General features: G+C 68.9%; 15 protein-coding genes and 2 pseudogenes. 8 read left to right on the top strand and 9 right to left on the bottom strand.

Annotated features, from left to right (window positions below):
* Window positions 1-72 precede the first annotated feature (72 nt).
* Window positions 73-558: a hypothetical protein gene (locus ABZ471_RS21050; protein WP_359068294.1), complete on the bottom strand. Its 486-nt coding sequence runs from the start codon at window positions 556-558 to the stop codon at window positions 73-75.
* A 682-nt stretch (window positions 559-1,240) separates the two neighbouring features.
* Between ABZ471_RS21050 and ABZ471_RS21045 the strand changes: the two genes are divergently transcribed.
* Complete coding sequence (locus ABZ471_RS21045) at window positions 1,241-2,287, top strand: trypsin-like serine protease (protein WP_359068293.1); 1,047 nt, start codon at window positions 1,241-1,243, stop codon at window positions 2,285-2,287.
* Between the two features lie 347 nt (window positions 2,288-2,634).
* On the opposite strand, the pseudogene ABZ471_RS21040 reads toward ABZ471_RS21045, so the two are convergent.
* Window positions 2,635-2,805, bottom strand: a pseudogene (locus tag ABZ471_RS21040) (LysR family transcriptional regulator); the annotation flags it as partial.
* Window positions 2,806-3,052: 247 nt separating this feature from the next.
* Between ABZ471_RS21040 and ABZ471_RS21035 the strand changes: the two are divergent.
* Window positions 3,053-3,973: an NADP-dependent oxidoreductase gene (locus tag ABZ471_RS21035; RefSeq protein WP_359068292.1), complete on the top strand. Its 921-nt coding sequence runs from the start codon at window positions 3,053-3,055 to the stop codon at window positions 3,971-3,973.
* Between the two features lie 942 nt (window positions 3,974-4,915).
* Here the strand turns inward: ABZ471_RS21035 and ABZ471_RS21030 are convergent.
* Complete coding sequence (locus ABZ471_RS21030; RefSeq protein ID WP_359068291.1) at window positions 4,916-5,374, bottom strand: VOC family protein; 459 nt, start codon at window positions 5,372-5,374, stop codon at window positions 4,916-4,918.
* A 363-nt stretch (window positions 5,375-5,737) separates the two neighbouring features.
* Here ABZ471_RS21030 and ABZ471_RS21025 point away from each other — a divergent pair, with 363 nt between their 5' ends.
* Entirely contained in the window at window positions 5,738-6,682 is a 945-nt protein-coding gene (locus tag ABZ471_RS21025; RefSeq protein WP_359068290.1) for a DUF5996 family protein, read from the top strand.
* Window positions 6,683-7,746: 1,064 nt separating this feature from the next.
* On the top strand, window positions 7,747-8,838 hold the full coding sequence (locus ABZ471_RS21020; RefSeq protein ID WP_359068289.1) for a hypothetical protein: 1,092 nt from the start codon (window positions 7,747-7,749) through the stop codon (window positions 8,836-8,838).
* Between the two features lie 112 nt (window positions 8,839-8,950).
* Here ABZ471_RS21020 and ABZ471_RS21015 read toward each other — a convergent pair whose 3' ends face one another.
* The 3 genes from ABZ471_RS21015 to ABZ471_RS21005 form a co-directional block, all read right to left on the bottom strand.
* The gene (locus tag ABZ471_RS21015) at window positions 8,951-9,400 is read right to left on the bottom strand and encodes an FHA domain-containing protein (protein ID WP_359068288.1); all 450 of its coding nucleotides are present in this window, start codon (window positions 9,398-9,400) and stop codon (window positions 8,951-8,953) included.
* A 27-nt stretch (window positions 9,401-9,427) separates the two neighbouring features.
* A complete protein-coding gene (locus ABZ471_RS21010) occupies window positions 9,428-11,287 on the bottom strand; it encodes a S8 family peptidase (RefSeq protein ID WP_359068287.1) in 1,860 nt (619 codons plus the stop codon).
* Window positions 11,288-11,664: 377 nt separating this feature from the next.
* Complete coding sequence (locus ABZ471_RS21005) at window positions 11,665-14,514, bottom strand: LuxR C-terminal-related transcriptional regulator (protein ID WP_359068286.1); 2,850 nt, start codon at window positions 14,512-14,514, stop codon at window positions 11,665-11,667.
* A gap of 244 nt (window positions 14,515-14,758) precedes the next feature.
* Between ABZ471_RS21005 and ABZ471_RS21000 the strand changes: the two genes are divergently transcribed.
* The 3 genes from ABZ471_RS21000 (at window position 14,759) to ABZ471_RS20990 (ending at window position 18,207) form a co-directional block, all read left to right on the top strand.
* Window positions 14,759-15,232, top strand: a complete 474-nt coding sequence (locus ABZ471_RS21000) for an ATP-binding protein (RefSeq protein WP_359068285.1) — start codon at window positions 14,759-14,761, stop codon at window positions 15,230-15,232.
* A gap of 44 nt (window positions 15,233-15,276) precedes the next feature.
* Window positions 15,277-17,007 (top strand): sigma-70 family RNA polymerase sigma factor, encoded by a 1,731-nt coding sequence (locus ABZ471_RS20995; RefSeq protein WP_359068284.1) that lies wholly within the window; start codon window positions 15,277-15,279, stop codon window positions 17,005-17,007.
* A 69-nt stretch (window positions 17,008-17,076) separates the two neighbouring features.
* Window positions 17,077-18,207 (top strand): hypothetical protein, encoded by a 1,131-nt coding sequence (locus ABZ471_RS20990; protein ID WP_359068283.1) that lies wholly within the window; start codon window positions 17,077-17,079, stop codon window positions 18,205-18,207.
* Here the strand turns inward: ABZ471_RS20990 and ABZ471_RS20985 are convergent.
* The gene (locus ABZ471_RS20985; protein WP_359068282.1) at window positions 18,185-18,760 is read right to left on the bottom strand and encodes a YceI family protein; all 576 of its coding nucleotides are present in this window, start codon (window positions 18,758-18,760) and stop codon (window positions 18,185-18,187) included. The genes ABZ471_RS20990 and ABZ471_RS20985 overlap by 23 nt on opposite strands.
* 749 nt (window positions 18,761-19,509) lie before the next feature.
* Window positions 19,510-21,843: a discoidin domain-containing protein gene (locus ABZ471_RS20980; protein ID WP_359068281.1), complete on the bottom strand. Its 2,334-nt coding sequence runs from the start codon at window positions 21,841-21,843 to the stop codon at window positions 19,510-19,512.
* 1,184 nt (window positions 21,844-23,027) lie between these two features.
* On the opposite strand from ABZ471_RS20980, the pseudogene ABZ471_RS20975 reads away from it, so the two are divergent.
* Window positions 23,028-23,120 (top strand): annotated as a pseudogene (locus ABZ471_RS20975) (IS5/IS1182 family transposase); the annotation flags it as partial.
* A gap of 553 nt (window positions 23,121-23,673) precedes the next feature.
* On the opposite strand, the gene ABZ471_RS20970 reads toward ABZ471_RS20975, so the two are convergent.
* Window positions 23,674-24,510, bottom strand: a complete 837-nt coding sequence (locus tag ABZ471_RS20970; protein WP_359068280.1) for a class I SAM-dependent methyltransferase — start codon at window positions 24,508-24,510, stop codon at window positions 23,674-23,676.
* Between the last annotated feature and the right edge of the window lie 499 nt (window positions 24,511-25,009).

Genomic DNA, 25,009 nt, shown 5'->3' with positions numbered 1-25,009 from the left:
AGTCTCGCGGCGGCCAGGTCACGCTGGACCGCTTCGATCGGGGCCCAGGGGTGTTCCGCCCCGAATCGGCGGCTACACGCGGACGCAGCCATCCCGCCGCGCGGCCCACCAGTCCATGAGGACCTGGGCCTTGTCGTCGAAGCGGCGGTCCAGAAGGGACACTGGCGCGCGCAGCGGTATCCGACGTCCATCCGACACGTGCACGACCACCGTCCGGACCCCAGCGGTCTTCCGGACCGCCAGGCCGATGATGTCCCGCCACGCGATATCGCGGCGCCCGCCCCCGCGGAGGACGAGGAAGTCGTCGCTGAGCTCGACACGGTAGTGCGGGGGCAAGACTGGAACGACCACGCTCGCGAGCATGGCTGCCGAGACGCACGCCCACAGCTCCCCCGCCGTCATGTGCCCGCCAGTGGCCGCCACGAGCACGTACGCCAGCGCCGTGCCCACCAGCAGGCCGCCCAGCACGGGCGCGGCGGTCTGCACCACCCTCAGCCGGAAGGTTGGCGCGGCGCCACCGGCGCTGCTTGGGGTGAGGGGGCCGGAAGGGCCGTTCATCTGGATCACCCTTCTCTGAAGTGGTTCGACGCGGTCGACACGCGTCGAGGGTGAAACGTACAGCGCGCGGACGGGCCGTGGCGGTCGTGCCCGATTGGACTCCTTCAAGATCCAGTAGGCGGGTTGAGAGACGGGCACTTACGCAGGCGGTACGTCGCCGCTGGATGGCGACACCTACGACCTGCTGGTGCGCGCGATCACCGCATGGGAGGCCGGGCACCCGGACGAGGTCCTGCCCGAGTCCCCCACCGGGATGGTTGCCGACGGGGTCGGCTCCAGCAGCGGGCGCGCCCTGTCGTCGTAGTCCCGGTGCTCGAGCAGCGGCTCAGTCAACACTCGCCCGGACTTCGTGCCCAATTGTTTACGCGGCTGTTGTGTCCGTATAGGTGTTTGGGGGCTACGGATAGCCGACTCCGTCTTGTGCTCCGTAGGTTTGCCGCATCCACAGACCACTGCCGTGGCTGTGGTGCCGAGGATTCCCTTCGTTGTCACCTCCGTCAGAGGCACCAAGGCGGCGTCCCGCGAGCACATGGCATTCCGTCAGGAGAAGCACGCCTCAGATGGTTCTTCTCGTTCGTCGGACGCGCCGGCCTCGTCGCGCGGCCGCGACGGTGCAACTGGGCTTCGGCTGCCATCCGATCACAGTGACGTCAGCTCCTCCCGCGCAGAAAGGGTCTCCGCCATGGCCAAACACAAGAGAACTTCCGCACTGGGCAGGCATAGGAGGATATCCCCGAAGAGTCACCGGGGACTGGCGACCGCAACGGCGGCGGGGCTGCTGACCGGTGCGCTGTTCGTCTCGGGCGCGTCGGCAGCTGAGGCCGCCGATGAAACGCCCGTCAGTACGGAGGACACGCAGCCCAGCATTGATGAGCAGTCGTACGTGCAGCAGCCCGGTGCGGGCGACGTTCAGTCGGACCAGGATCAAGGATCGCAGTCCGGTACGGATGGTGAACAGCCGTATGACCAGGCGCAGCCCGGCGGGGATGACCAGCAGCCTGACACGGCGGGCGACGTGAGTGCCGAGAGTGAACCTGCCGATGAGGGGGAGCAGTCCGGCGCGCGGGACCAGTCCAGCGCCGATGCGGAATCTGGCACGGAGGACGCGCAGCCCAACGTCGCTCCTGGCGACAAGCTCCAGGTCAAGGACGACCCCACGAGCTGGTGCTCGGCTGGCGCCAATGTCAGCAACGGGGAAGGCGATTTCATCGTCACCGCAGGGCACTGCGCAGCCGAGCGTGGCTGGACCACGGACAGCAATCACGGCGGGCGGGACATCGGCGACACCGACGAGGTAGGACCGGAGGGCAGCGACTACAGCTTCGTGCGCAACGACCTCGTACCCGACCCCGGTACCTTCACCGAGGTCGGCGATGCCTACGTCGGCCAGGACGTCTGTAAGCACGGCGCTACCACGGACATCACGTGCGGCAAGGTCACCGGCCTCAACAAAACCGTTCACTACGACAGATTGGTCAACACGACGGAGGACGGGCGGGGGGTCTACGAAATCGGGCCGACCGTCGACGGCCTCATCCAGACCGACCTCTACTCCGAGGGAGGGGATAGCGGCGCCCCGCTCTACAGCAGCGACGGACACAGTCTTCTGGGCGTGCTCAGCGGTGGCAGCGCCGACAAGGACAATCCCGTCAGCCAATACCAGCCCCTTTCCGGTGTGCTGGCAGAACACGGCCTGCACCTGGTGACAAGGGAGGGGGCCGGTTCGTAGCGGGCTCGTCGGAACTGGCAATCGTGCAGCGTTCATCGACGGTACCAGCGGTGCTAGAAGCTGTTGTCTTTCCGATCTTGAGCAGTGTCCGTCGAACGGGAGTCTCGATCGGGGTGGTACTCGAGACAGAGGCCGGACGCATCTCACAGATCATTGTCATCCCCGAACTACCCGGTCGGCCTTCCGCGGAGACCACCCTGAACTCGCCCCCGCACGGTGCGCCCTGGCCGCCGAAGCCGTGGGCCATGAGTGAAGTTCGTCGTCCGCCGGGTACTGCTGACCGCCTCAAGGCGCGCGTACGCGGACGTTCCACGGGCCCGGTCCCTCTCAAGTCATTATCGGAGCAGCGGGGTGACGCCGCGCGCCCGGCGTTCGAACAGTTCACGGCCCAGGTGATTCTCCAGTGCCTGGATCTGAGTGGTGACGGTGGACTGCGACAGGCCCGGCTGACGCGCAGCGACGGTGAAGGATCCCAGGCGGTGCACGGCGAGAAAGGTGCGCAGCAGGTTGAGGTCCATCGGACAGGACCCGCGGGTGTCCTGATCGCTCACGGTGTCGAGCCTACGAGATCCGCATGGCAGCCAGCGGCCTCCATCCCCGTATCAGGCATCGGTTCATCGATACCTGATACCGGCGTTTCCATTGGTCCGGACACGTCAGCGGTTTAGATTCGAGGCAGAAAGCACACAGCTACCCGACCTCACAGGCGCCAGACGTCCCCACTCGGCCGGGACGCGCCGACTGCCCGGAAAGCGACCGTGAATCATGAAGGCAATTGCGCTCGAACAGTACGGCTCGTCCGACGATCTGCGGCTGATCGACCTGCCCGATCCTAAGGTGGCGCCCGGCGAGCTCCTCGTCCGGGTGAAGGCGGCCGGGGTCAATCCGGTCGACTGGAAACTCGCCGCCGGGTTCCTGGATCCGATCATGGAAGTCCGCTTCCCCCTGATCTCCGGCTGGGACGTCGCGGGTGTCGTGGAACGGGTGGGTCTCGACGCCGGCGAGTTTGCAGTGGGGGACGAGGTCTTCGGCTACGTGCGCAAGGACTGGGCGCAGAACGGGACATACGCCGAACTGGTCTCCGCCCCCGTGCGCACCCTGGCCGGGAAGCCGGCCGCGCTCACCTGGGAGCAGGCTGCGGGGGTCCCGCTCGCGGGGCTCACCGCCTACCAGAGCATCAAGCGGGTCGGCCTTGGCAAGGGCGAGACCGTGCTGATCCACGCCGCGGCAGGCGGTGTCGGCTCGCTCGGCGTGCAGATCGCCGTCGCGCTCGGCGCCCGCGTGATCGGCACCGCGAGCGAACGCAACCACGGCTTCCTCCGCGACCTCGGCGCGGAGCCGGTCACCTACGGGGACGGGCTCGCCGACCGCGTAAGGGAACTGGCGCCCGCCGGCGTGGACGCGGCCCTCGACTTCGTCGGCGGCGGTGCGGTGGACGTGTCGCAGCAGCTGCTCAAGAAGCGGGACCGGGTCGCGTCGATCACCGACAGCGAGGTGGCGGCGAAGGGCGGCCACCACGTGTGGGTCCGCCCGGACGCGCCCGACCTCGCAGCCCTCGCCGCCCTCGCGGACGCGGGGAAGCTCACGGTTCCCGTGGAGCACGCGCTGCCGCTGGCCGAGGCGGCCGAAGCGTGGCGCCTCAGCCAGGCGGGCCGCACGCGCGGAAAGATCGTTCTGACCGTCTGACAGCACCTGCGGAGGTGGGCCCTGGGGAAGCGGCGCCCAACGCGACCCCAGCCCTGCCGGGCGGTGTTACCGGGGACGACCGTACTCCCCATGAAGGGGCGAACCACAGTTGGAGATATGTCATGCCCACAGCCAAGAAGAGGATCCTTGTCATCGTCACCAACGCCGACGAATACCAGAAGGTGGGCCTGCGGACCGGACTCTGGCTCGGAGAGCTACACCATGAGGGCCTCTGACGCGAACATCGACGACTACGACGCCATCCACCTCACTGGCGGCCACGGGGTCATGTTCGACTTCCCGCAGGGCGACCGTCTGCCATGGCGCAGCCGGCCTGCTCAACGTCACCCTGAGCAACGGAGAGCCCCTGATCAAGGGCAAGCGGGTCACCGGGTTCTCGTGGCCCGAGTCGTCCCAGGTCACGCAGTTCCCACCATGCTGCCGGGCGTGGGTGCCGATGCTGCCAGTAGGGATGGAAGTACAGCTGAGTCGACAGCTGGTACAGACTCCGGCGCAGCTCGGTACGGCCGGGCTGCTCGGCGAGCTGCCGGTAGGTGGCACTCCACTCCTGCTGCGCCTCGGTGAGGTCGTCGGGGAGCGATCGCATTGCCAAATTCAATCATGTGTTCGATTTATGAGTCCATCGAAGATGCCGACGGGCGACCTCGTCGCGGCACGCCTCGGCGGGGAAGGCAAGCCGTGGGCGATCAAATCTGGGGCAGCGAATCCCGGGTGAAGCTCGGGCCGTCTCTGGACCGTCCGAGACCGCTCGGCAGTGGCCGACGACGACCAATGACGACCACTCGGGCGCACCGGAGCGCGGCGCCGACCAGCAAAAACCCAGCTCACCAAGATCCCCGACAAGACCCGGGGCAAGAAGACAGATCTTGACTGGCCAATTGAGGCTCCACCGACCTCAGTATTCTTCCCCGGGCCGCTGGACTAGCGACCTGTTCCGCCGGGTGGGTCGGCAAACACACCGTGGAGCATGCCAGTGGCCTGGCCGACCTCGATGAGGTAGCCGTCGGGGTCGCGCATGTAGCAGCGCAGCTCGGCCTTCCGGTCGAGAGGCTCCGTGAGGAACTCTGCGCCCTTGGCCACGGCGTGGGCGTAGAAGGCGCCGATGTCCGCGACACGGACGTTCAGGAAGCTGGAAACGGTGTCGCCGATCTCCGGCGGTGCCAGGGTCACGCCGGGCTTGTCCGGGGTGGGTCCGCCTCCGGGGTTCATGATGATCCAGCTGTTGGCCACCTTCACGACGGCCGGGTTCTCCTTCAGTACGATCTCACCGCCGAGGATCTCGGCGTAGAAGCGACTCGATCTCGCGACGTCGCGCACGGTCAGGAAATGGGTGAGAACAAGCCCTTGCTCAGGTGTGGGCAGATCGCCAGGCGTCGTCATCGCTGTGACCCTCCCGTGCGGGTGCAGAACCAGGCCGCACACCGGGCCCACTTCTCGTGCCCGGACCGGCTGAGCCCGAGTTCCCGCTTGGCCCGGGAATAAACGGATGCCATCGCGCGCTGGTCGCCGTCTGCCCAAGTCAGGGGCGCTTCTCGCCGGTGCCCTGACAGCGCCGGTGGTCGTGCAGCCGTCCGAGTTGCCCATGCATCGCGCGGAGGTGAGCCTGCTTAAAAAGGCATCCGTCCCCCGCAGGGGCCAAGAGGGCCCCTGCGTCCGGGAGCTTGTGCAGCCAGTCGGCCCTTCCCACCGGCTGAGCCGGCCCCCGTCCCGAACACTGGTGACGCCGATCCGGAAGGCACAACGGTGACACAGCAGACAACGCACACGCGCCAAGCATGGCCGCAGCTCCGGGCGGCCGACTGGGCCGAAACAAGAGACACCCTGCACATGTGGACCCAGATCGTCGGCAAAGTACGCCTCGCGCACGCACCGCTGATAAACCACTGGTGGCAGGTCACGCTGTACGTCAGTCCACGCGGGCTGACCACTTCCGCCATCCCGTACAAGTCTGGAGCCTTTGATGTCGAGTTCGACTTCATCGACCACCAGCTGTGCATCCGTACCAGCGTCGGTGCCGTACGCACGGTGTCCCTGGAGCCCAAGCCAGTGGCCCGGTTCTACACCGAGACGATGCGCGCCCTCGACGAGTTGGGAATCGAAGCGCGGATCCAGGCCCACCCGAACGAAGTGGAACCGGCGATCCCGTTCGCCGAGGATTACCGCCACGCCTCCTACGACACCACCGCAGCCCGCCTCTTCTGGCATCAACTGCTGCAAGCCAGTCGCGTCATGAACGTTTTCCGCTCACGCTTCACTGGCAAGGTCAGCCCGGTGCACTACTTCTGGGGAGCCATGGACCTGGCGTGCACGAGGTTCTCCGGCCGCCCTGCCCCACAACACCCGGGCGGCGCACCAAACTGCGGTGACTGGGTGATGGTGGAAGGCTACTCCCGCGAGCTGAGCAGCTGCGGCTTCTGGCCCGGCGGCGGCGAGGAAGGTGCCTTCTACGCCTATGCCTACCCAGAGCCCGATGGCTTCGCCGATTACCCTGTCACTCCGGCTGATGCCTTCTACAGCAGGGAAAACGGCCAGTTCCTCCTGCCGTACGAAAACGTTCGCACCGCCAGTGACCCGGATGTCGTGCTCATCGCATTCCTTCAGACGACCTACGAGGCGGCAGCCGAACGAGGACGGTGGGACCGCGCCATGCTCGAATGCGACCCCCATCGCTTGCAGGACTTCCAATGACGGCGACTTGATCGGTGGGCTCCTTGTCGGCGGCGGAGGGCGCGGGACGCGACCAGTGCGCGGTTGTGCTCCCCGGGCACGGACCCCCCACGCGCGAGCACCCCGGACCCAGGCGACGGTGTCTGATGCACCCAAGAGGCTCGGGCTGATCGCTGTCCGGACCTTCAGGAGGAGAACCGCAAGGCGGCTTATGGTGAGATACCGCCGGATTCAGACCCCGGCTGGTCAGCTGTGAGAGAGGCGCGTGCCAAGGCTCAGAATCTTCAAGTGGTGGCGGACGAGCAGTCCGACGGCCACAAGACGGCGATCCACCGCGATCTGCACGGCATCCGTAGGCGTGGCCGTCGTCTGAGCCGGTGGAGGCAAGGCCCGAGGGGGTAGCTCCAACATCGGGCACAGCTCTGGACGTACAGCAGCGAAGTGCAGCAACCACAGCAACCGACCATGACCCGTAGTCGCTCTGGGGGACCTCACGTCGACCCCTATGACCTCCATTGACCGATCTCTGTATAGCTACGGATCAAAAGGCTCTCGAACCGGCCGCCAAGGTGGAGGCCAAGGTGGTTCACGCAAGGACCCCATGTCTGTGACCCGCAGGCTCCGCCGAGCATGTTGGTAGAACTCGACCCGCGCAGCCCGGTATTCGCTGAAAGCCTGGGTCCACGATGATGCGCTGCCAGTCAACTGACCGCGGGCCAACCACTCGAGATGCCAAAGGCACCTATTGAGTTTCCTTACTGCTTCAGCGGTCTCTGCAGTGGTCAGAAGCCTGAGGGTCTCCACGATGGCCGACCGCCGCGCCTCGGTGGTCGCAGCCTCCTCCAACAGCTCGTCGGGAAGTTGATGCAGTTGGCCGCGGTCCGGAGCAGGATGCGCCCATGTATTCCGTGACCGCCGTGATCGCCGGCGCGACGGAACAGGGACCTGGAGGTGACTGGTCGGCTCCGGTTCACCACCGGTGGCACCGCTCTGCCGGCGTGCACCGTGAGCACCACGCCTGCGCTTCCCCCCGAATGGGTTGTGGTGAGATCCTCTCGTCGTCTCGGCGTGCTTCGGGAGGGCTGATGGATCTTGCCTCGGACGAGGTCGTCATGTTGCACGCGGCCGGGAGGTCCGAGGACGGGTACGGCGGGTGGGCGGCGGTCCTGACCTACGGGCCCCACCAGCGCGAGATCAGCGGCAGCGGCACCAGGGCGACGTCCCACCAGATGGCGTTGACGGCCGTCGTGGAAGGTCTCGCAGCGCTGACTCGTCCATCACGGGTGCGGATCTGCGTGGCCGACGAGGCCCTGCACACGAAGCGCGCCCAGCGCCGCCCGCCCGACGAGCCCGACCTGTGGCAAAGACTGAGCCCGCTGCTCGCCCAGCACCACGTCGAATGGGACGAGGCCGACGAACGGGCGGTTGAGGACGACGAATGGCCGGAAGAGACGTCAGGCGACCTGGCCGCCGAACTGGCCTACCACCAGCACCGTGGCGAGGCGGTCAGGGCCGCAGCGCGGGGCGAGCAGACCACGCTGGACGTCGCGCTGTCGCGGTTCCTGGCCGAGCGGTGGGACGACATGCACGCGTTCGAGGACGCCGACGCGGTCATCTCGACGCTGCGCTTCAGCATCGGCTGGTACGCCGACAAGCCGTCCAGTGAGATGACACCCGCCGAGGTCCTCGATGAACTGGGCACCTTCTTCAGCAGCACCCTGCCCCACAAGCAGCACGCCTCGCCCCGGGAGCTCCGGACGGCGAGGCGTGTGGTGACCGACCTGCTGAATTGGCTGGTCACGAACGACCACCTCGACGCCGACGAGGCCCGGCTCCGCCTGGAGGAAATCGACCTCACCGTGGACGAGCGAGCCTCCCTCAAGGCGTTCGTCGACGCGTTCGGCGACGACCATCTCGTGCCCTGGCCCGATCGCTCTCGCATCGAGGACAGCGTCGACTGCCAGTACCTGACGATCGCGGAAGTGACACCGAGGTCCCTCACGTTCAAGGACTACGACAGGGGATACGACGAGGAGGACGACTGCCCGGTGGTAGGCCCCATCCCTGTAGGCCCCGAGATCGCCGCCCATGCCCGGGCCGGCTGGCGGATCCTGCTGTCCGCGGTAAAGGTGCGCGGCCAGTGGGGACTCGTACAGGTGGTCAGCGGAGACCCGTGACTAATGAGGTGCAGGTCATCACCGCTTTGGGCCGCATTAGGCTGGGCACAGATGCTCCGATGTGGCCGCTGGCCGAGCCCCATTCTACTGCCCTGACCTTCTACCGATCGTCTCACCGCGATGGTCGGTGCTGCGACCTGCAGACCTGCCTGAATGCGGCTTGCCAGGCTGCGCTCAAGGTCGCGTAGATTGGCTGCAGTTGATCGTCAGGGGGAGTCGTGGCAGGGCGGGATCTTCGCACGCTGTTCAGCTCGAACGATCGGAGCATCTCCTGAAGCCGTGGCCCTTCGGTGGCGTCACCGAGGGTGAACGAGGCGCCGTGGCCGACCTCGGCCAGCGAGATGCGCCGGCCGAGGTCGTATGTGCCGTTGGTGCTGTTCAGGTCCTGCAGGACCCAGCTCGTTCCACCCCAGTAGATGCGGGCGTGCCGGCGGGAAACGATGGCTTCCTGGAACACCACGTCCGACTGCGGATCACGGCCCACGGTGTACGTCCTGGCAGGATCCAGCCTCTGGGTGATCCCTTGAATGGCCAGGAAAAGGGGCGGATTTCCGTAGTGCACCGAGGTGTCTCCCCGCAGCGAGTCGAATCAGGAAAGACGGATGATCGCCCGGTCGCCATCGATGCTGATGAGGTCGACCTCGAGGTTGTTGATCGTCGACTGGCCCGGGGCGGTCTGGCTGCTGCTGGACTGCTGGGCTCCGTTGCCGGACGATCCGGTGAAGTTCAGCGTGTTGTCGGCGACGCTGTCGATCCTGAGTCCATCGACGCCCGCCGTACCGTCGAGCTGGATCGTGTCTCCGCCCGTGACCTCGACCTCGCAGGTGTTGTCGAGGCACGCGTTGAGATCAGTGCCGTCCGCCGCCCGTCCGCCACCGACCGACGGTGTGGGCGAAGCGGGAGCCGAGGAAGGCCCGGGAGACGAAGTGGCCGCGCCCGTCGAGACGCTCTCGACGGTCTTGGCGGCGTCGGCGAGCCCGGCACCGCAACCGCCCTCACAGGTGCCGGGCAGGGGCCGGGCGTTGGCCTGGATGGCCGTCTCGATCTCCGCGGGTGTCAGTGTGGGGTTGGCGGCCTTCACCAGGGCGGCGAGGCCGGCAATGTGTGGGGCGGCCTGACTGGTGCCCACCTCGAACTTGAAGTTCTCGGCGCCGGGTTCGTCGGCGCCGGAGTTGAAGGTGGAAAGGATGCCGTCGGCGGCCTTCTGCCGTGCGTCGCCTCCCGGGGCGGCGATGTCCACGACCTTGCCGAAGTTGGAGTACTCGGCCCGGTTTCCGTCGCGGTCGGTGGCGGCGACGGTGATGACGTTGCGGCAGCTGGCCCAGTCGAAGTTGCCGGCGTCCTGAGGCGCGGGCCGCGTGCCCCGGTTCCCGGCTGCCACGACGATCGTCGTGCCGCGCGCGACGGATGCGTCCACCGCGCTCTGCATGGCGGCGTCGCAGGGGCCCTGCAGGCCCAGGCTCATATTGACGACCTGGGCAGGAGTCTTGTTGTCGGGTACGCCCGCGACGTTTCCGCCGGAGGCCCAGGTGAGGGCGTCGATGATGTCGGAGTTCGGGGTGTTGCAGCGGCCCAGCACACGCACCGGCTGCACCTGCGCGCCGGGCGCGACGCCCACGGTGCCCTTGCCGTTGTCGGCCGCGGCCACGATGCCCGCGACATGGGTGCCGTGCCAGCTCGACGGGTTCGCCGACTGGCTTCCGCAGTCGCCGGGCTTGGTGGCGTCACCCGGGTCGGTGGCGTCACCGTCACGGCCGTCGCCGTCGTTCGCCGCGAAGGAGTCGCTGATGAAGTCGTACCCGGGGACCGTGTTGGCCGCGAGGTCGGAGTGCTGGGTGATGCCGGTGTCCAGGACGGCGACCGTCACTCCTTTGCCGGTGGACGTCTTCCACGCGTCGGGAACGTCCACTCCTGCCTTGGCCTCGGACAGGTTCCACTGCTCGGAGGTGAGGTCTGCGTCGCCCGTGCGGGTGTCGTCGCCGGCGGCGTCGGCGACGGGAGCGTCGGTCACGTCCTGGGAGGCGACGGCCGGCACCCGGCGGTCCGGAACGACATAGGCAACGTCCGGGTCGGCCCGGAACCGGTTCATGAGCGCGGCGACGTCTTTGGCGGGCCGTACTCCGCCGAGGTCCACCAGCACTGCTCCGGTGCCCAGACGGCGCTTGTACGACAGCTTCTGGCCGGACTCGGCGGCCATGGTCTTGGTGGCCTCGCGTACCGCCTTGGTCGAACGCGCCTCCATCGACTTCGACTTGTAGCCGACGATGAGCCCGGCGGTCCGCTCGGCGGGGGGAGCGGCCTTCAGAAGGGCGGGGGAGGAGGGAGCCTGGGAGGCAGGAGAGTCCTGTCCTGCCATGGCGGTGGCCACGGCACCGCCGACGAGCGCGGTGACCAGCGCCGTGGCGGCAAGTATCCGACCGCGCCGGGTTTTTCGGTGTGTGCGGTTCATGTGCGCCTTTCGGATCGACCGGATCCGGGCATGCCGGAGCCGGGGGGTGATGGTGGGTTTTGTCCTGGGCCCTGGGTCGGCCCGCCCGGTGCGTCAGGGCCGCCGCACGGGCGGCTAGGGGGAGGCCGTGACGGCACCGGGCGGTGTGTGTCCCGCACCCGGTCTCGGATCGATCGGGGCGGTGACCACACGCCAGGCGCCCTGCGATGCCGCGGATGCCCACGGTGCCGGCTTCTGCCTGCCTGCCGGTACTGCACGCTCTCGAGCAGCAGCGCGTCTGGCTGTGCAACGAACTTATGGCCGACGCAGGGTGGTTACCTATCCGAGGTAGGACATCACGGGTACCTAATTAACTGCGCAGCAGGTGAGCCGCGTACTCAGTTTCCGCGTGTGCCGTCCGGGTCCGGCTGCGCCAGGTCGTGTCGCGAGACCGCGCCCAGCTTCTTGAGGGCGCGGGCGACATGCTGCTCCACGGTTCGCGGGGACAGGTGCAGGGTGGCCGCGATCTCGCGATTGCTCAGGCCGGCGCCGGCGAGCTGTGCCACCTCCTGCTCACGCGGCGACAGCCGCTCGCCGTACCGGGGACGGCCAGGCGGGCGTCGCTCCGCGCCGGGATGGGCGCGCAGTTCCGCCCGTACCCGGGCCACGTCCCAGGTCGCGCCGAGAGCTTCGAACTCCTCTGCCGCGGCGGTCAGTTCCTCCATGCCCGCAGTGGTCTGCGGGCTTTCTGCCAGGGCGGTGCACCGTCCCGCCGCCTCTGCGGCGAGAGCCGCCTCGTAGGGTCGGGGAAGGGCCTGATAGCAGATACGGGCGCGGCGGAAGCGCTCCGCCGCTTCCGGAAACTCTCCGCCGATCCCGGCCAGCAGCCCCCGGCACCACGTCAGCGCCGCCATGGCGGCGGGTGCCTGTCTGTTCTCGATGCCCGCCGCGAATTCGTCCACCATGTCCCGTGCCGTTCCGGGCTCACCGGCGCGGGCTGTCGCCTCCACGGCCCATGGGGCCAGTTCGGCAGCCCACACCCATACGCCCTTGGCCCGCAGTCCGGCCCACGCGTCGGCGGCTCCACGGGCCGCGGCCCCCAGGTCCTTGCGGGCCAGTGCGAGCCTGACGCGACCACCCGAAGCCGCCGCTGTCACAGGTACCGGGCCGCCTTCCTCCGACGGGCCGACGGCGCCCGTGAGCCATGAGCCCACCTGACCCCATTCGCCCTTCGCCAGGGCCAACATGCCGAGCACCAGCATGGCATCGCCCGTTTGGTACGGCGTCTCGCCCGCCTCGGTCACATAGGCACGGGCCCGGTCGGCCAGGCCCGCCCAGCGGCCGGTCACCAGATCCAGAAGCAGCGCCGTACCCCGTATCACCTGCTCGTTGTACAGGTCCCCACTACGCACGGCCAGCCTCGGTCCCTCGACCAGCAGCTTCCGCGCCCGCGCGTACTCACCGAGCCAGATCGCCGCGTCAACGGCGTTGCAGACACCACGGGCCGAGTGGCTGACGACCTGCAAGTCATCGCTTTCCCTGGGGAGTTGATCCAGCTCCCGCCACCCGTCCGCATCGCCCACGCTGAGCAGTGTTGTCGCCCGGTTCGCCGCGACGGCCGCCCGGACCACCGCATCCCCGCTCTCGGCCGCTGCCGCCTCGGCCCGCGCCAGCCAGGCGAGATTGTCCGCCAGCGGGCCGGCCGGCCAGTACGGCAATGCGAGCGCCGCCATGGCCCGCGCCGCCAGCGCCGGCCGGGCCCTCACCTCTTCCACGGCTCTGGTGAGTTCGACACGTCCTTCGTTCGGTCGCCCGACCTGGTTTCCCATGAGCAGGCCCAGGTCCAGCCGGATCTCGCCCCGCACGACGGCAGGCAGCTCGGGGTCGTCGACCAGCCGGCCCAGCACCTCGACCGTCTGCTCGGAATGCAGCCCGCTGTACGCGCTGCGGGCGAGCATCAGGGCCAGCCGAGCCCGGTTCGCCTGCACGATTCCGGGGTGCGCCAGCGTGTCCTCGAGCAACGCGATGGCCAGCTGGTGGTTCCCGGCCTCAGCGGCCTCCCACGCGGCGTTCTCCACACTCTGCAGCCAGTCCGCCGTCCGGCCGGACGCGAACTGGTGGCGGGCCAGCCGCGCCCGCGGCACCGGGCGCCTGGCCGCCAGAGCGTCGGCCGCGTGGCCGTGCAGCTCCCGCCGGACCGGGCCGGGCAGCAGCTGATACACGGCCGCGGCCTCCATCGGCACTCGGAACCCGTACTGGCCCAGCCTGAGCTCATCAAGCACTGCCTCCGACAGAGCAGTTGTCAGCGCGTCCCGGCCGTTCTCTGCCGACAGGGCGGCGACCAAGGCCAACTCGTCCTCCGTCGCGGCCTCGTCGAGCACAGCAGCCGCCCACACCAGGCGCCGGGTCTGATCGTCGAGCGCCGCCATACGGCCCATCACCAGCTCGGTGAGCCGGACCGGCACCGCGGCGTCATCCACATGCCTCGCGGTCAATCGGGCCCGGCCGGTCACCGTGGCCCTCCCACCCGGAAGCGGACCGGACCTCTTCAGCTCTGTGACGAGATCGGCCACCGCCTGCGCGACGCCGCCCGATCGTTCATAGAGCCGGGTGATGAACTGGGGCGGACAACGGTCTTCGCCCAGTGCTTCCACCGCCATCCGGCGGACCTCGTCCTCGTCGAGCGGGCCGAGCCTTAGTCGGACCAGGAGCATCTCAGCGGGGTAGCCCACCGGAGCACCCAGTACGAGCCCGGGATGTGCCAGTTCCTCGGGACGGTAGGTCAGCACCGCGCGTAATCCCACCGGAGGATGAGCCAGCAGGGTGCGCAGCAGCCGGGCCTCCTGCTCGTCCGCACGGTGCACGTCCTCGACCACCAGCAGCACCGGAGCACTGGTGCCGAGCGAGGCAGCCAGTTCTTCCAGGGAGGAGGCCGCGGACGGAGTCGGCGCCGACGTCGCCAGGGCTGCGGGTCGGGTACCTGCGAGACGACGTGCGGGCCCGGTGTCCGGCACCGCCGACGCGGTCCCTTTCGGGCGGGCGAACTCCTGGGCGACAACGGCGCCCGAAGCCTTGAACGTCACCTTCAGGCGAGGCATCCCTGCGAACTCCGGAAGCGCGAGAAGCCACTTCACGAAGCGGGTCTTGCCCATCCCCGCCGCTCCGTCGACGAGCACCAGCACCGCCGCATCCGGCGCGGCCGATGCCAGTGGCTCGCGTACCGCCGTCTCCCACTCGCGCACACGCATCACGGTCCCCCTGTGATCTTCCGCGCTTGCCAGGACGTCGCCTTGACCCCTAGTGGTCGGTCAGCCACGTGATCGCGCAGCGCCCGAGTTGTATCGAAGCAGAGGTTCGGGCGGCGGCGTGCGTACTCAGCGTTATTACGTATCCGTAAGTTGCTTCTCCTGCTTGTCGTGGTGGTGCGCGGGCGGCCACGGTCGGAGCGATGCCCCGCACAGCCCATCAGCGATCACTCCTGGAGAAAACGGCATGGCCATCATCGACGGCCTTCGCTCCGTCACCGCCGACTGCCCGTGGCCCGCCCCAGCGGCGCAGCCGGGGCCTTCGCGGTCCTGGGCGCTGTGCATCACCAGAGCGGTGGCTGCCGCCGTGCCCGAGGCACGACGGTTCGCGCGCCAGGCGGCGCGGCGATGGGCCCTTCCTGAAGATCCGACCGCAACGTTGTCACTCGTCGTCAGTGAACTGGTGACCAACGCCGTGCTCCACAGCGGGAGCGAAGACGTCACCACACTGATCGTCTTCGACGGGCTCGACGTGACCGTCGAGGTCACCGACTCCGGCCAGTGGCTGGAACGTGGCACCCACCGCCGTGTGGCAGAGGACGAGGATGCCGCGTTCGGACGAGGACTGGACCTGGTCAGGGCCTGCACCAGCTGGTGCACGATCCACTTGTCCGCGGCGGGCTCCCGTGTCATGGCCCGCCTCCCCATCGCGGAGCCCTAGCACACCGACCGTCGCTCACAGCATTTGGAAGGCTTGACTGGCCCATGGCCGACGACCACCACCAACCGCCCTCCGACGCCGAGCTCACCGGCTTCCTGACAGACCCGGGATCCAGCGACTGGGTCGAGAAGCTGCACCGGCGGCATCGTTCAGCGGTTCTCTCCTACGCATACGCCTGTTGCCGCGATCCGCGCACCGCAGAGGACCTCACCTCGGAGGCCTTCGCGCGGGCCCTGCAAACCGTACGGTCCGGCAGCGGCCCCAAGGCGGCCTGGCGCCCGTACCTGCTCACCGTCGTCCGCCGTACCGCCGCCGACTGGGCGGACACGACACGCCGCAGCGACCTGTCACCGGAATTCCAGCGATGGCTCGCCCAACTGCCCGAGGGCCCCGGAACGGACAGCAGCGCGGCGCGCATGCTCCTCCTGGAGGAAGGCAGCCTCGTGCTCCGGGCGTTCCGGTCGCTGCCCGAACGCCGGCAGACCGCGCTGTGGCACACCGTGGTGGAAGGGGATCCGGCCCGGTCCGTGGGCCTGCTGCTCGGCGCGGGCGAGGGCGACGTCGCCACGTTCGCCGAGCGGGCCCGGGAGGGCCTGCGGGAGACCTGCCTGGCCGCGCTCGACGACCACGCCGGCAGTGATGCTTGCCGCCGCTACCGGCCCATGCTCGGCGCCGTCGTCCGCACGGGTCGGCGCAGTACCGAGGACTTCGACCGGCATCTCGTGAAGTGCCCGCGCTGTCGTGGCGCACTGACCGAGCTCACCGACCTCGACGAGGAACTGGGCCCGGCGCTGTCGGCCGCGGTGCTCCTGTGGGGCAGCAGGGCTTATACGGCGGCCAGGATGACCGAGGCCGGAGTGCGGGCCGCCGGTGCGTCGAGGGCGTCCACGGCTCCGGAAGGCGGCGCCCGCCCGGACGGCCGTACGGCGTGGCGTTCCTGGGCCGGAGGCTTCCCGCTGCGTTCGGGTGCGGTGGCCGGTGGCATCGTAGCCGCCATCGGGCTCGCCGTCCTCGCCCTGCCCCTGGGGCCGGACGGCCGGGGCACGGAGCGCTCGTCCACGCAGACACAGGCCGTGCCGACCCGTACGGTCGTCGCCGAGCCACCGCCCGTCACCGTCACGGCCAGGCCCTCCCGGCCCGCGCCGTCACGCCCGGCCGAGCAGTCCACGGCGGCCGCATCACCCACGGCGCCCGCCGGACCGGCCGCCTCCCACCGCGCCCGCCTCGGAGCCGTCACATGGGCGGGCACCCTCCGCAACGCGGGATTCGGCACGCAGTGCGTCGAGCCTTCCGGCACAACGGTGGTCCAGAACTCGTGCGACGGCCGCCGGGACCAGATCTGGGAAACGGTGTCGTTCGACCAGAATCGCGGCTACAGCCTGCTGCGCAACGCCGCCACCGGCGAGTGCGTCGACTACGGCGGGGGTCAACGGCGAGTGCGGCAGAACGCCGAAAACCTGGCCCTGACGACGGGGCCCTGCCGGCCCTCGGGAGCAGGGCAGCTGTTCCGCTTCGAGCCGTTCCAGGGCGCGGACGACGGCAGCTTCCTCGTGCGCGCCGAAGCCGACGACGGCAAGCCCTGGGACGAGATGCAACTCGGCATGCTCGACTGGTGGGAGGGAAACACACCGCCCGCGACGAACGCCGGCGTCGTGCTCACATACAACTACTACAACAGCCCACGGCTCCGGTACTTCGCCCAGGAGCCGACGTACGGGCCGGCTCATGCCGCCTCCGCTCCTGCCGGTGCAACGGCAGTCGCAGCGACCCCGTAGCACGTCACCGAAGCCCGGCATCGCGGCTACGCGGGCTCATTCGACCGGACTTGAATGGATGGCTCCCCGATGCACCTGCTCCTGGGCTTGCGGCCGCCGCAGCAGCCCCTCTCCGACGCGGCCTTGATGCTCGCGGTCCGCAAGGGAGAGATCGCACCCTTTCGACACCTCTACCGCCGCCACTACGCCGCCGTGCAGGCGTACGCCTTCCAGTGCATGGCCGGCCCACTGCAGGCGCAGGAGGTGACCGCTCACGTCTTCGCCGGCCTGCTGCAACAGATACTGGCCGGCGAGTCCCTCGTCGAGCGCCGTCACCCCGGATGTCTGCGCCCCCACTTACTGGGGAACGTCCGTACAACCGCGATCACGAGCTGGCACCAGGAGCCCGAGACACTGTCACCGGACTTCCGGGACTGGGTTGCGGCGGGATCCCGGTGGCCCTGGGGAGAGGACGGCCAGCTGGCCCTCGCCTTCGAGCGACTCCCGGTGAGCGCCCAGCGTCTGCTGTGGCACTCGGTGGTGGACCGGGACACTACCGCGTTGACGGCCCGCATCACGGGGCTGGCACCCCATGCGGTTCCGGATGCATGCGACCAGGCCGGTAGCGCGCTGCGCCAGGCCCGAACGGACTTGTATCTGGAGCGGCTGGAACGTCAGGACTGCAGGGAGGCGATAAGACGCCTGACGCTGCGGCCCGAGGCTCCCCCGGAGGAGGAACTCGGGGCCCACCTGCGCGCCTGTCCCGCCTGCATGAGCGTCTACAAGGACGTGACCCGGCTCGACCAGCAACTCGAAGCACAGTTACCGGTACGGCTGTTGGGATGGTGGACCGGCGAGTCGTATCTGCGGGCGAAGGCAGCGATCCCCGTACCGCTGAACGAACCGGCGTTCCTGGCGCGGCTCGTGGAGCCGCTCCGGTCGGATGTCCCCGCGCAGCCTTCCAACCGGCCTCCTGCACCGGCGACCGCTGCTGCCACGGCGAACACGGCGACTGCCCCGTACACGTCGTCCACGGCGCCAGGGCGCCACAGAAGGGACAGACGCCCGCTCCCCTCCCGCCACTCCGGTGCCGCCGTTGCGATCGGGGGCTTCCTGGCCGGCGTCGGCGTGGGGATGCTCCTGCTGACCTCTTGTCAGGAGCAGCCCGGGCAGCAGCGACCGCCCGCGCCGACCGGCGTCACGTCCGTGTACGGTCCTTGACCGCCTGGATCTCCAGTTCCAGCATGACTGTGTCGCCGATCAGCGCGCGTCCTCCCGACAGGGGCACATTGCCCGTCACCCCGAACTGTGACCGGCTGATCCGGGAGTACGCCCGGAATCCGGCTCGGGTCCCACCCGATGCGTCCGTGTCCACACCCAACAGAAACAGATCGAAGGTGACCGGACGCATCTCGCCCCGGATGGTCAACTGCCCCTCGACGACGTACCGGCCGTCCTTTCTGCCGACCCTGCAGGACTCGAAGGACGCCGTCGGGTGACGGTCGCTGTCGAGGTAGTCGCCGGACCGCAGACGTGTGTCCCGTCCGGCATGGCGGGTGTCGACCGATGTGGTGTCGATCTCCGCCCGTACGCCGGACCGAGCGGGGTTCTCCGCCACGGTGATGGTGCCGGAGAAGCGAGTGAAACCACCTCGCACGCGGACCATGAGATGGCGCACGGTGAAACCGACTTCGGAGTGGTCGGGGTCGATCCGCCAGACGCCGGTGAGCCGGTCGATGTCGACGGGGGTGCCGAGCATGGTGATCTTCTCCATCGGTGCGTGGGTCGACGGGCGGCGGAGCGGGTTGCGGCAACAGACCGACAGCGCCACATGGTTGGGACGGCGCCGGTCGATCCGGCGCCGTCGGCACAGGTCCGCGTCCGGGACCGGCAGGACAGTGTCTCCGGGCCGTGAACCCCCGATGCAGCTGTGCGGATCGATGCCTCGGGGCCCGATCACTCTGGCCGATGCCGTGGTACGCGGCAATAAGCACACCCGGGACCACCTACACCTAAGAAACCCCGACGCGCTCCCGGTCACGCGCGCTCAAGGGGCGAGCGCGACCACCTGGATCTCGTGGGCGTGGAGCAGACCGAGCACCGCGCGGCAGTCCTGTGGTGATCGTGGTGCGGTTGCTGGATCCGGTCGCAATGACGATGCCGAACCCGGCGGCCAGGCGTGCGTGGCGTGCAAAGAACCCTGGCGCTCGTCGGCGCGAACATCGCGGCACGATCTCATGGATGGCCGCCCGTCCCCGCACAGGACCCTGGCCGGAGTGCAGATGGAACACCGAGTCGGCCGTGTGGAGTTCGGCAGTCCGGTCGGGGGCGCGGGCCTGCCGGCAGGCGTGGTAGCGGCCGAACACCTCACGAGTGGCGGCGGTCATGGGCGGGTGGCGGCCCTCGCCGCACAGGGCGGCGACCTCCATCTCCGGGACAAGCGGGTACACCGCATGCAACCTCCGTAGGAGCCGCACGTCAGGCCGCCCGCGCACGCTCACCAAGCGCGCCGGGTCCTCGGCCTCAGCCGATCGTGAGCATCCGGGCCTTGCTCGGCACCCCCTGAGCGTCGAGCGCGAACAGCATGTACGTCCCTGGCAGGGCCATGCCTGGATCAGCCGGGATGTCGACCTGGTACGAGGTGCCGGCCGTGGCCCGGAACCGCAGTGGCACGCGGCGCTGGTCGTTGTCGGTGGAGTGGGTTGCGGCACTGGCGCGTACGAGGGCGAAGGAGGCGACCGCCTTGTCGGTGGACACCGACAACTGGGTGCCGTTTCCTGCCCGGGCGGGCACCTGACCGGTGATGGCCGGACGTGGCCTTTCGCTGCCGTCCGCGTTGAGCAGATACGGCGGGGTGAAGATCGCGCCGTCCAGGTGATTCGTGGCGCAGTCCCCGCACAGGCCCCCGCCGCCGGAGAAGATCCGGCCGTCGGGCAGCAGATTGGCGACGCTGTGGTAGTTGCGCGCCACCGCCATGGACGCCGCGGGCGTGAAGTGCCCGGTAGCCGGATCCCAGATCTCCGGAGTCATGACGGACGTCGCGTCGCTGAAAGGTACCGGGTACGACTGTCCGCCGAACACCGCGACCTTCCCGTCCGGCATGACCACGCTGTTGCTGAACGCCCGCGCGAAGCGCATGTCCCCGGTGCGGGCGCTCACCGGCTGTCCGCTACCGCTCGCGTCGACGGTATAAGCACGATTCGTGGCCTTGGCCTTCTCGTAAGCGGTGGCACCGCCGAGGGTGAGCAACTTGTCGATGTCGTACGCGACCGCGTTGCCGTTCATCGTGTCCTGGCTGTCGGCCCGGGACCCGGCCGACGCGATGGCCCCGGCGCCCGTCGTGGTGATCCAGTTCATCTGCTTGCTCGGGCCGAGCTGCAGCAGCCGGCCGTCCGAAGTGGCGTGCAGCCACTCATGGTTGTCCGCCCGGTAGGGACCCGCCGGGTCCGCAGTCATGGTCGGGGCGACGGGAACGCCGGGCAGAGTGCGCCAGGTTCCCGTGGCAGGCGACCACACCTCGGCGCTCTTGCCGCCGACGCCGCCGCTCCAGGAACCGCCCAGGACAAAGGCCTCACCGTTGGACAGCAGAGTCATCGCCTGGTAGCCGCGGGGTATGTGCATGTCCGCAGTCGACGTCCAGGCATCCGTCGCCGGGTCGTAGATGCTGGCGCGCTCCGCGTTGCTGCCGCCGGTGACCAGGACGCGCCCGTCGGACAGGATGGCGATCCCCGGGCAGAACATGTCGTGCCCGGTGTTGTCGATGCGCCGCTGCGTGACCTGACCAGTCGTCAGGTCCATGATCGCGGTCTGGGTGTAGCCATTGCTGCCGCCGAACCGGTCGACGCCGTACGCCGACCAGGCGAGCAGCTTGTTGTTCGGCAGGACGGCCGTGGCCACCGGGACCAGGGGGAAGCCCTTCACCGGACCCCACGCACCCGCTTGGGCAGGATCCGCGGGCCCGGCCAACCGGATTTCGGCCGCCGAGGACCAGGGGCCGCGGCCGCCCGCCTCGGTGGTGGCGGTCAGACGTACATACCGGGCCGTCACCGGCCGGAAGAACGAGGCGCCCTTGACCGTGTCGTCGTCGGCCCAGGTGCCGGAGGCCACCGGCGCACCGAAGGACGCCCCGTCCGAGCTGGTGGCGACGGTGAAGGCGCCGATCCGCCCGTTCACGGCACCCTGACGCGGCTGGTAGGTGAGCTGGGAGACCGTGCGGGGCCTCTTCATGTCGATGGTGATGCTGTGCGGCAGCGGAGCCGGGGTCCCCGACCACTTGCTGTGCCAGATGGTGTCGGTATCGCCGTCCAGTACGTTGGCGGCGCGTCCGTCCTCCGCGGAGCTCTCCTCGTCGCTTGCCGTGGCGGTCCATCCCTCCCGCGACAGGTCGACGACACCGGCGGTCGAGCCGGGATCGCCGAGCAGGTCGAGTTCCGCCGCGGATGTCCACGGACCCCGTCCGCCCGCTTCGCTCAGCGCCGTCAGCCGCACGTACCGGGTGCCCTGCGCGGCGAAGGACAGCGTCTTGACCGTGGCGTCGTCCGCGAGAGTGCCGGAGGCCACCGGCCCGCCCCACATCCGGCCGTCGTCGCTCAGCCGGATCTCGTACCGGCCGATACGGCCGTTGGGGCTGACGGCCCGCGGCCGGTAGACGATCGTCGACACCACGGCGGTGCGGTGCATGTCGATGGTGATGCTGTGCGGCAGCGGAGCCGGGGTCCCCGACCACTTGCTGTGCCAGATGGTGTCGGTATCGCCGTCCAGTACGTTGTCGGCGCGTCCGTCCTCCGCAGTGCTCTCCTCGTCGCTGGCGGCCACCGTCCAGCCGTCCCGTGACAGCACCGGTGCAGCGGGTTCCATCGCGGATGCGGGCGCCACTGCGTGGTGTGGGGCGAACCCCGCACCGGTAGGGCCGGGCACCCCTGAGGTGCCGGCTTTTGCGTCTCCCTGGCCGAGGCCTGCCAGGGGGAGCAGGGCGGTGGCGACGGCCAACATCGCGACGAGGATGAGAGTGCGGGAACCTACCAGAGAACGCCATGGCTTACGGGATGAGCCGGATCTGGGAACACGCGGTATCGGCACGGTGATGTTCTCCGAAGGTGAGAAGGAGCCTTGCGGCGCCGCCAGATGATGACCATCAACAGCTGTGTGGCGCCAAGGCACGCTGATGGTTCTGAGCCAATGAAGGGAGGTAGGTGGGGTGGGGGTGGCACGGTCACCCCGAGACGGCGGCCACGCTTGCCCTGGGAGGGCCGAAACGGGGCGTCCGGTGTGTCCGGTATCTGCCGAACCTTGCGGTCCACCTAGTGCAACCGCGACTGCGACACACTCATGGCCCTGCACGTCGACCTGAGCGCCACCCAGTCCGTGCCGGTCGCCAACCTCAACGGCGACGACCTCGGCTTGACATCGCCGTCTACGAACTTCACGCGCAGAACGCGGGGTTGAACGGCGCCGCAGCCTAAGGCTCGGCGTCGAGGGGCCGGGGACAGCTCAACAGCTGACCCGTGTCGGTTTCGTGGCCGTACATGGATGTCAGCTGGCCGTAGTCGTGTTGACTAGGGTGACCCGCCTCCGCGACGGACACCTCGCGTTGGTGGAGCGGTCGCCCGCACTGTTCTTCTGGCCAAGTCCGCGGCTGTGCCCGATGCCGTGGCGCATGCCATGCTGCGCTCAGGGATCCAGTCTGCGCCGCCTGAATGGATCCTCGGATCGGTGATGGCGCACCTGGGTTGGGCCGGAGTCGGCCAGGGTTGGGCCGGCGCTCAGCGCGATCACGTAACCCGCCGGCGGTGAGTGCGACAGCACCTATGCGCCTGATCCTCATAGGGCGGTGTCCTTCCGGTGGAGGCATACGGGAGTGCCGCTGACGGGCCGTGCGAGTCAGCGCGACGAGCTTGTCCACCACCGATCACTAGGACAATCAGGAGCCGCTGAAATACGGATACGTAGAGCTCGTCACACGATCTTGTTGAACGGCCCTGTTCGGCCGTGTCCGGTGTGACGATTCGACCGTTCGGGATGGTGTGACTACCCGGCGGTGGATGGTGGACGATGACATGTGGGCGCTGATCGCGCCGCTGCTGCCGCCCCGGCCCGAGAAGGCTCGTGGCCCGCGGCCGGTGCCGGACAAGTCCACGTGGTCGAACAATGCCCATGCCAGATTCGCCCGGTCGAGGCCACTGCACCTGGCCAATGCGGCCGTTGCTGCGCCGACCAGAGTCGTGGCTCCTACGTCCTTGCCTGTCTGCCCGACGATGTGCAATCCACCTCAGCCGTCTGGTGCCAGGGCTGCTCCTCACCCTGCCATGACACCCGACCGGGCCCGGTACTGTCCGACGCCACGCAGCCGACCCGCCTGAACATTCTTCGTGTCCGAGCTCTTGACGCTGGTCACGAATCCGTCAGACTGTGCTGGCCCTGGCCTGCCCCGGATACGACAAGACCTCGACCATCTACCTTGCCGGACTCCATCTTGGTACCTCTTCATCTGGTCGGCGAGGTGCGGCTGGGAACAAGCGCGCTACGGTGAGCTGAGGGCCCAAGGCTCGCTGTGGTGCCGCCTCTCATCACCGAGTCAGGCTGGGCACTCGGCGCCTGCTGGGCTGGGGTGTCGCGTACGCCCCATAGGTAGTTGAGAGCGCCGACCAGCTGGGGCCGGTCGGAGTCCGGGCTCCTGGTGCGCTCCGCTCACGGGCGAGGGCGACGGCCCCAAGCGGTGATCATGCCGGGGGAGAGGTCGGCGAGCGTGGGTGATGACAGGTAGTCCAGGGCGTTGTCGAGTTCGCCCCGTTCCAGGGCGGTGCTGGTTTCCAGGGCGTCGCGCAGGCTGTGCCAGGTATTTTTCCAGAAGGCGGTGATCGGTGCGTCGACGGTCAGCGGTGGCAGGAGTACTTCCGCGCCGACCTCGAGGAGTCCCAGATCGTGCAGGCACTGTGGGTAGCGGGTCACCCAGGTGATGTCGGTTCCGATCCGCTCCCGCAGCACCTGCCACATGGCCGCCATGGTCCGCCGGTAGGCGTCGTGCGGGGAGTCGGCTGTGGTCAGGTCGACGGCGTCGCCGACGACCAGCCAGCCTCCGGGGGCCACCCAGTCGGCTAGACGCGCCAGCACGTCTGCGTGCTCGCGCAGGTGCATGAGGACGAAGCGGCAGTGGACCAGGTCGAACCTGCCCGGCGCCAGGTTCGGGTCGGTGACGTCCGCGGCCATCACCCGCAGTCGGCCGACCGGGGGCGCGTGCACGAAGCGCGGGTCGCGGTCCAGGGCCAGGACCTCGTCGGCGCCCGCCTCGTCGGCCAGCCAGCGGCTGATCGTCCCGGTGCCGGCGCCCACGTCGAGGCAGCGCCACCCCGGGCCGACGCCCAAGGCCGTGAGGCGTGCCCGTGTCGCCGTGTCGTAAGCCAGGGCGCCGTAGTCAATGCGTTCGCCCTCCCCCGTCTGATCGGGGGCGAAGAGGTCTGTTCCGTAGCGCCCGCCGTCCGGCGGTGGGCCGCCCAAGACGGTGGGATCCACGGGTGACTCGTCCACTGGAACTCCTTACCTATGGGCAATGCGGTGCTCCCGGGCCGCGCTGTCATGGATGTGGCGGGATTCAGCTCTCGGGGAGCAGGACGAGGCGGGCTGTCGCGTGTCCTTCCTCCAGCATGATGTGGTCTTGTTGGGCTTGCGAGAGCGGCAGGGTCTGGACCTCCCGGGCGCGCAGTGTTCCCTTGCCGAGCAGGAAGCCGAGCGCTACCGCGGCGTCGGCCAGTTCGTCGGCCGAGGCGCTGGAGATCGCGAAGCCGCGAAGGTTCGCGTCCCGACTGTAGCGCCGACAGGCAGGGGTGGGTGGGCGTCGAGGGTGGCCATCATGATCACCCTGCCGCGGTGGGCCAGGAGTGGGACGACCTGTTCGAGGTCGGGTTCGCTGGCAGCAAGGTCCCCACCCCCGACCGGGTGGGGACGGGCGTCCAACAAGCGATCGGTTCCTGGACGCCCTACTGGAGGTCGGTCAGCGAATCGCGGCAGAGTCCTTCGATCTCCTGGA

This window comes from Streptomyces sp. NPDC005728 (assembly GCF_040630895.1).
Classification (GTDB): Bacteria; Actinomycetota; Actinomycetes; order Streptomycetales; family Streptomycetaceae; genus Streptomyces.
This window is presented reverse-complemented; position numbering and strand designations above follow the sequence as displayed.

What these genes read in the sequence shown, in the direction of transcription:
- ABZ471_RS20985 (WP_359068282.1), bottom strand. Translation starts at nt 18,760, where the DNA reads ATGGAGAAGATCACCATGCTCGGCACCCCCGTCGACATCGACCGGCTC.
- ABZ471_RS21030 (WP_359068291.1), bottom strand. Translation starts at nt 5,374, where the DNA reads ATGACGACGCCTGGCGATCTGCCCACACCTGAGCAAGGGCTTGTTCTC.
- ABZ471_RS21045 (WP_359068293.1), top strand. Translation starts at nt 1,241, where the DNA reads ATGGCCAAACACAAGAGAACTTCCGCACTGGGCAGGCATAGGAGGATA.
- ABZ471_RS20995 (WP_359068284.1), top strand. Translation starts at nt 15,277, where the DNA reads ATGGCCGACGACCACCACCAACCGCCCTCCGACGCCGAGCTCACCGGC.
- ABZ471_RS21050 (WP_359068294.1), bottom strand. Translation starts at nt 558, where the DNA reads ATGAACGGCCCTTCCGGCCCCCTCACCCCAAGCAGCGCCGGTGGCGCC.
- ABZ471_RS21010 (WP_359068287.1), bottom strand. Translation starts at nt 11,287, where the DNA reads ATGAACCGCACACACCGAAAAACCCGGCGCGGTCGGATACTTGCCGCC.
- ABZ471_RS21035 (WP_359068292.1), top strand. Translation starts at nt 3,053, where the DNA reads ATGAAGGCAATTGCGCTCGAACAGTACGGCTCGTCCGACGATCTGCGG.
- ABZ471_RS20980 (WP_359068281.1), bottom strand. Translation starts at nt 21,843, where the DNA reads ATGGAACCCGCTGCACCGGTGCTGTCACGGGACGGCTGGACGGTGGCC.
- ABZ471_RS20990 (WP_359068283.1), top strand. Translation starts at nt 17,077, where the DNA reads ATGCACCTGCTCCTGGGCTTGCGGCCGCCGCAGCAGCCCCTCTCCGAC.
- ABZ471_RS21000 (WP_359068285.1), top strand. Translation starts at nt 14,759, where the DNA reads ATGGCCATCATCGACGGCCTTCGCTCCGTCACCGCCGACTGCCCGTGG.
- ABZ471_RS21005 (WP_359068286.1), bottom strand. Translation starts at nt 14,514, where the DNA reads ATGCGTGTGCGCGAGTGGGAGACGGCGGTACGCGAGCCACTGGCATCG.
- ABZ471_RS21020 (WP_359068289.1), top strand. Translation starts at nt 7,747, where the DNA reads ATGGATCTTGCCTCGGACGAGGTCGTCATGTTGCACGCGGCCGGGAGG.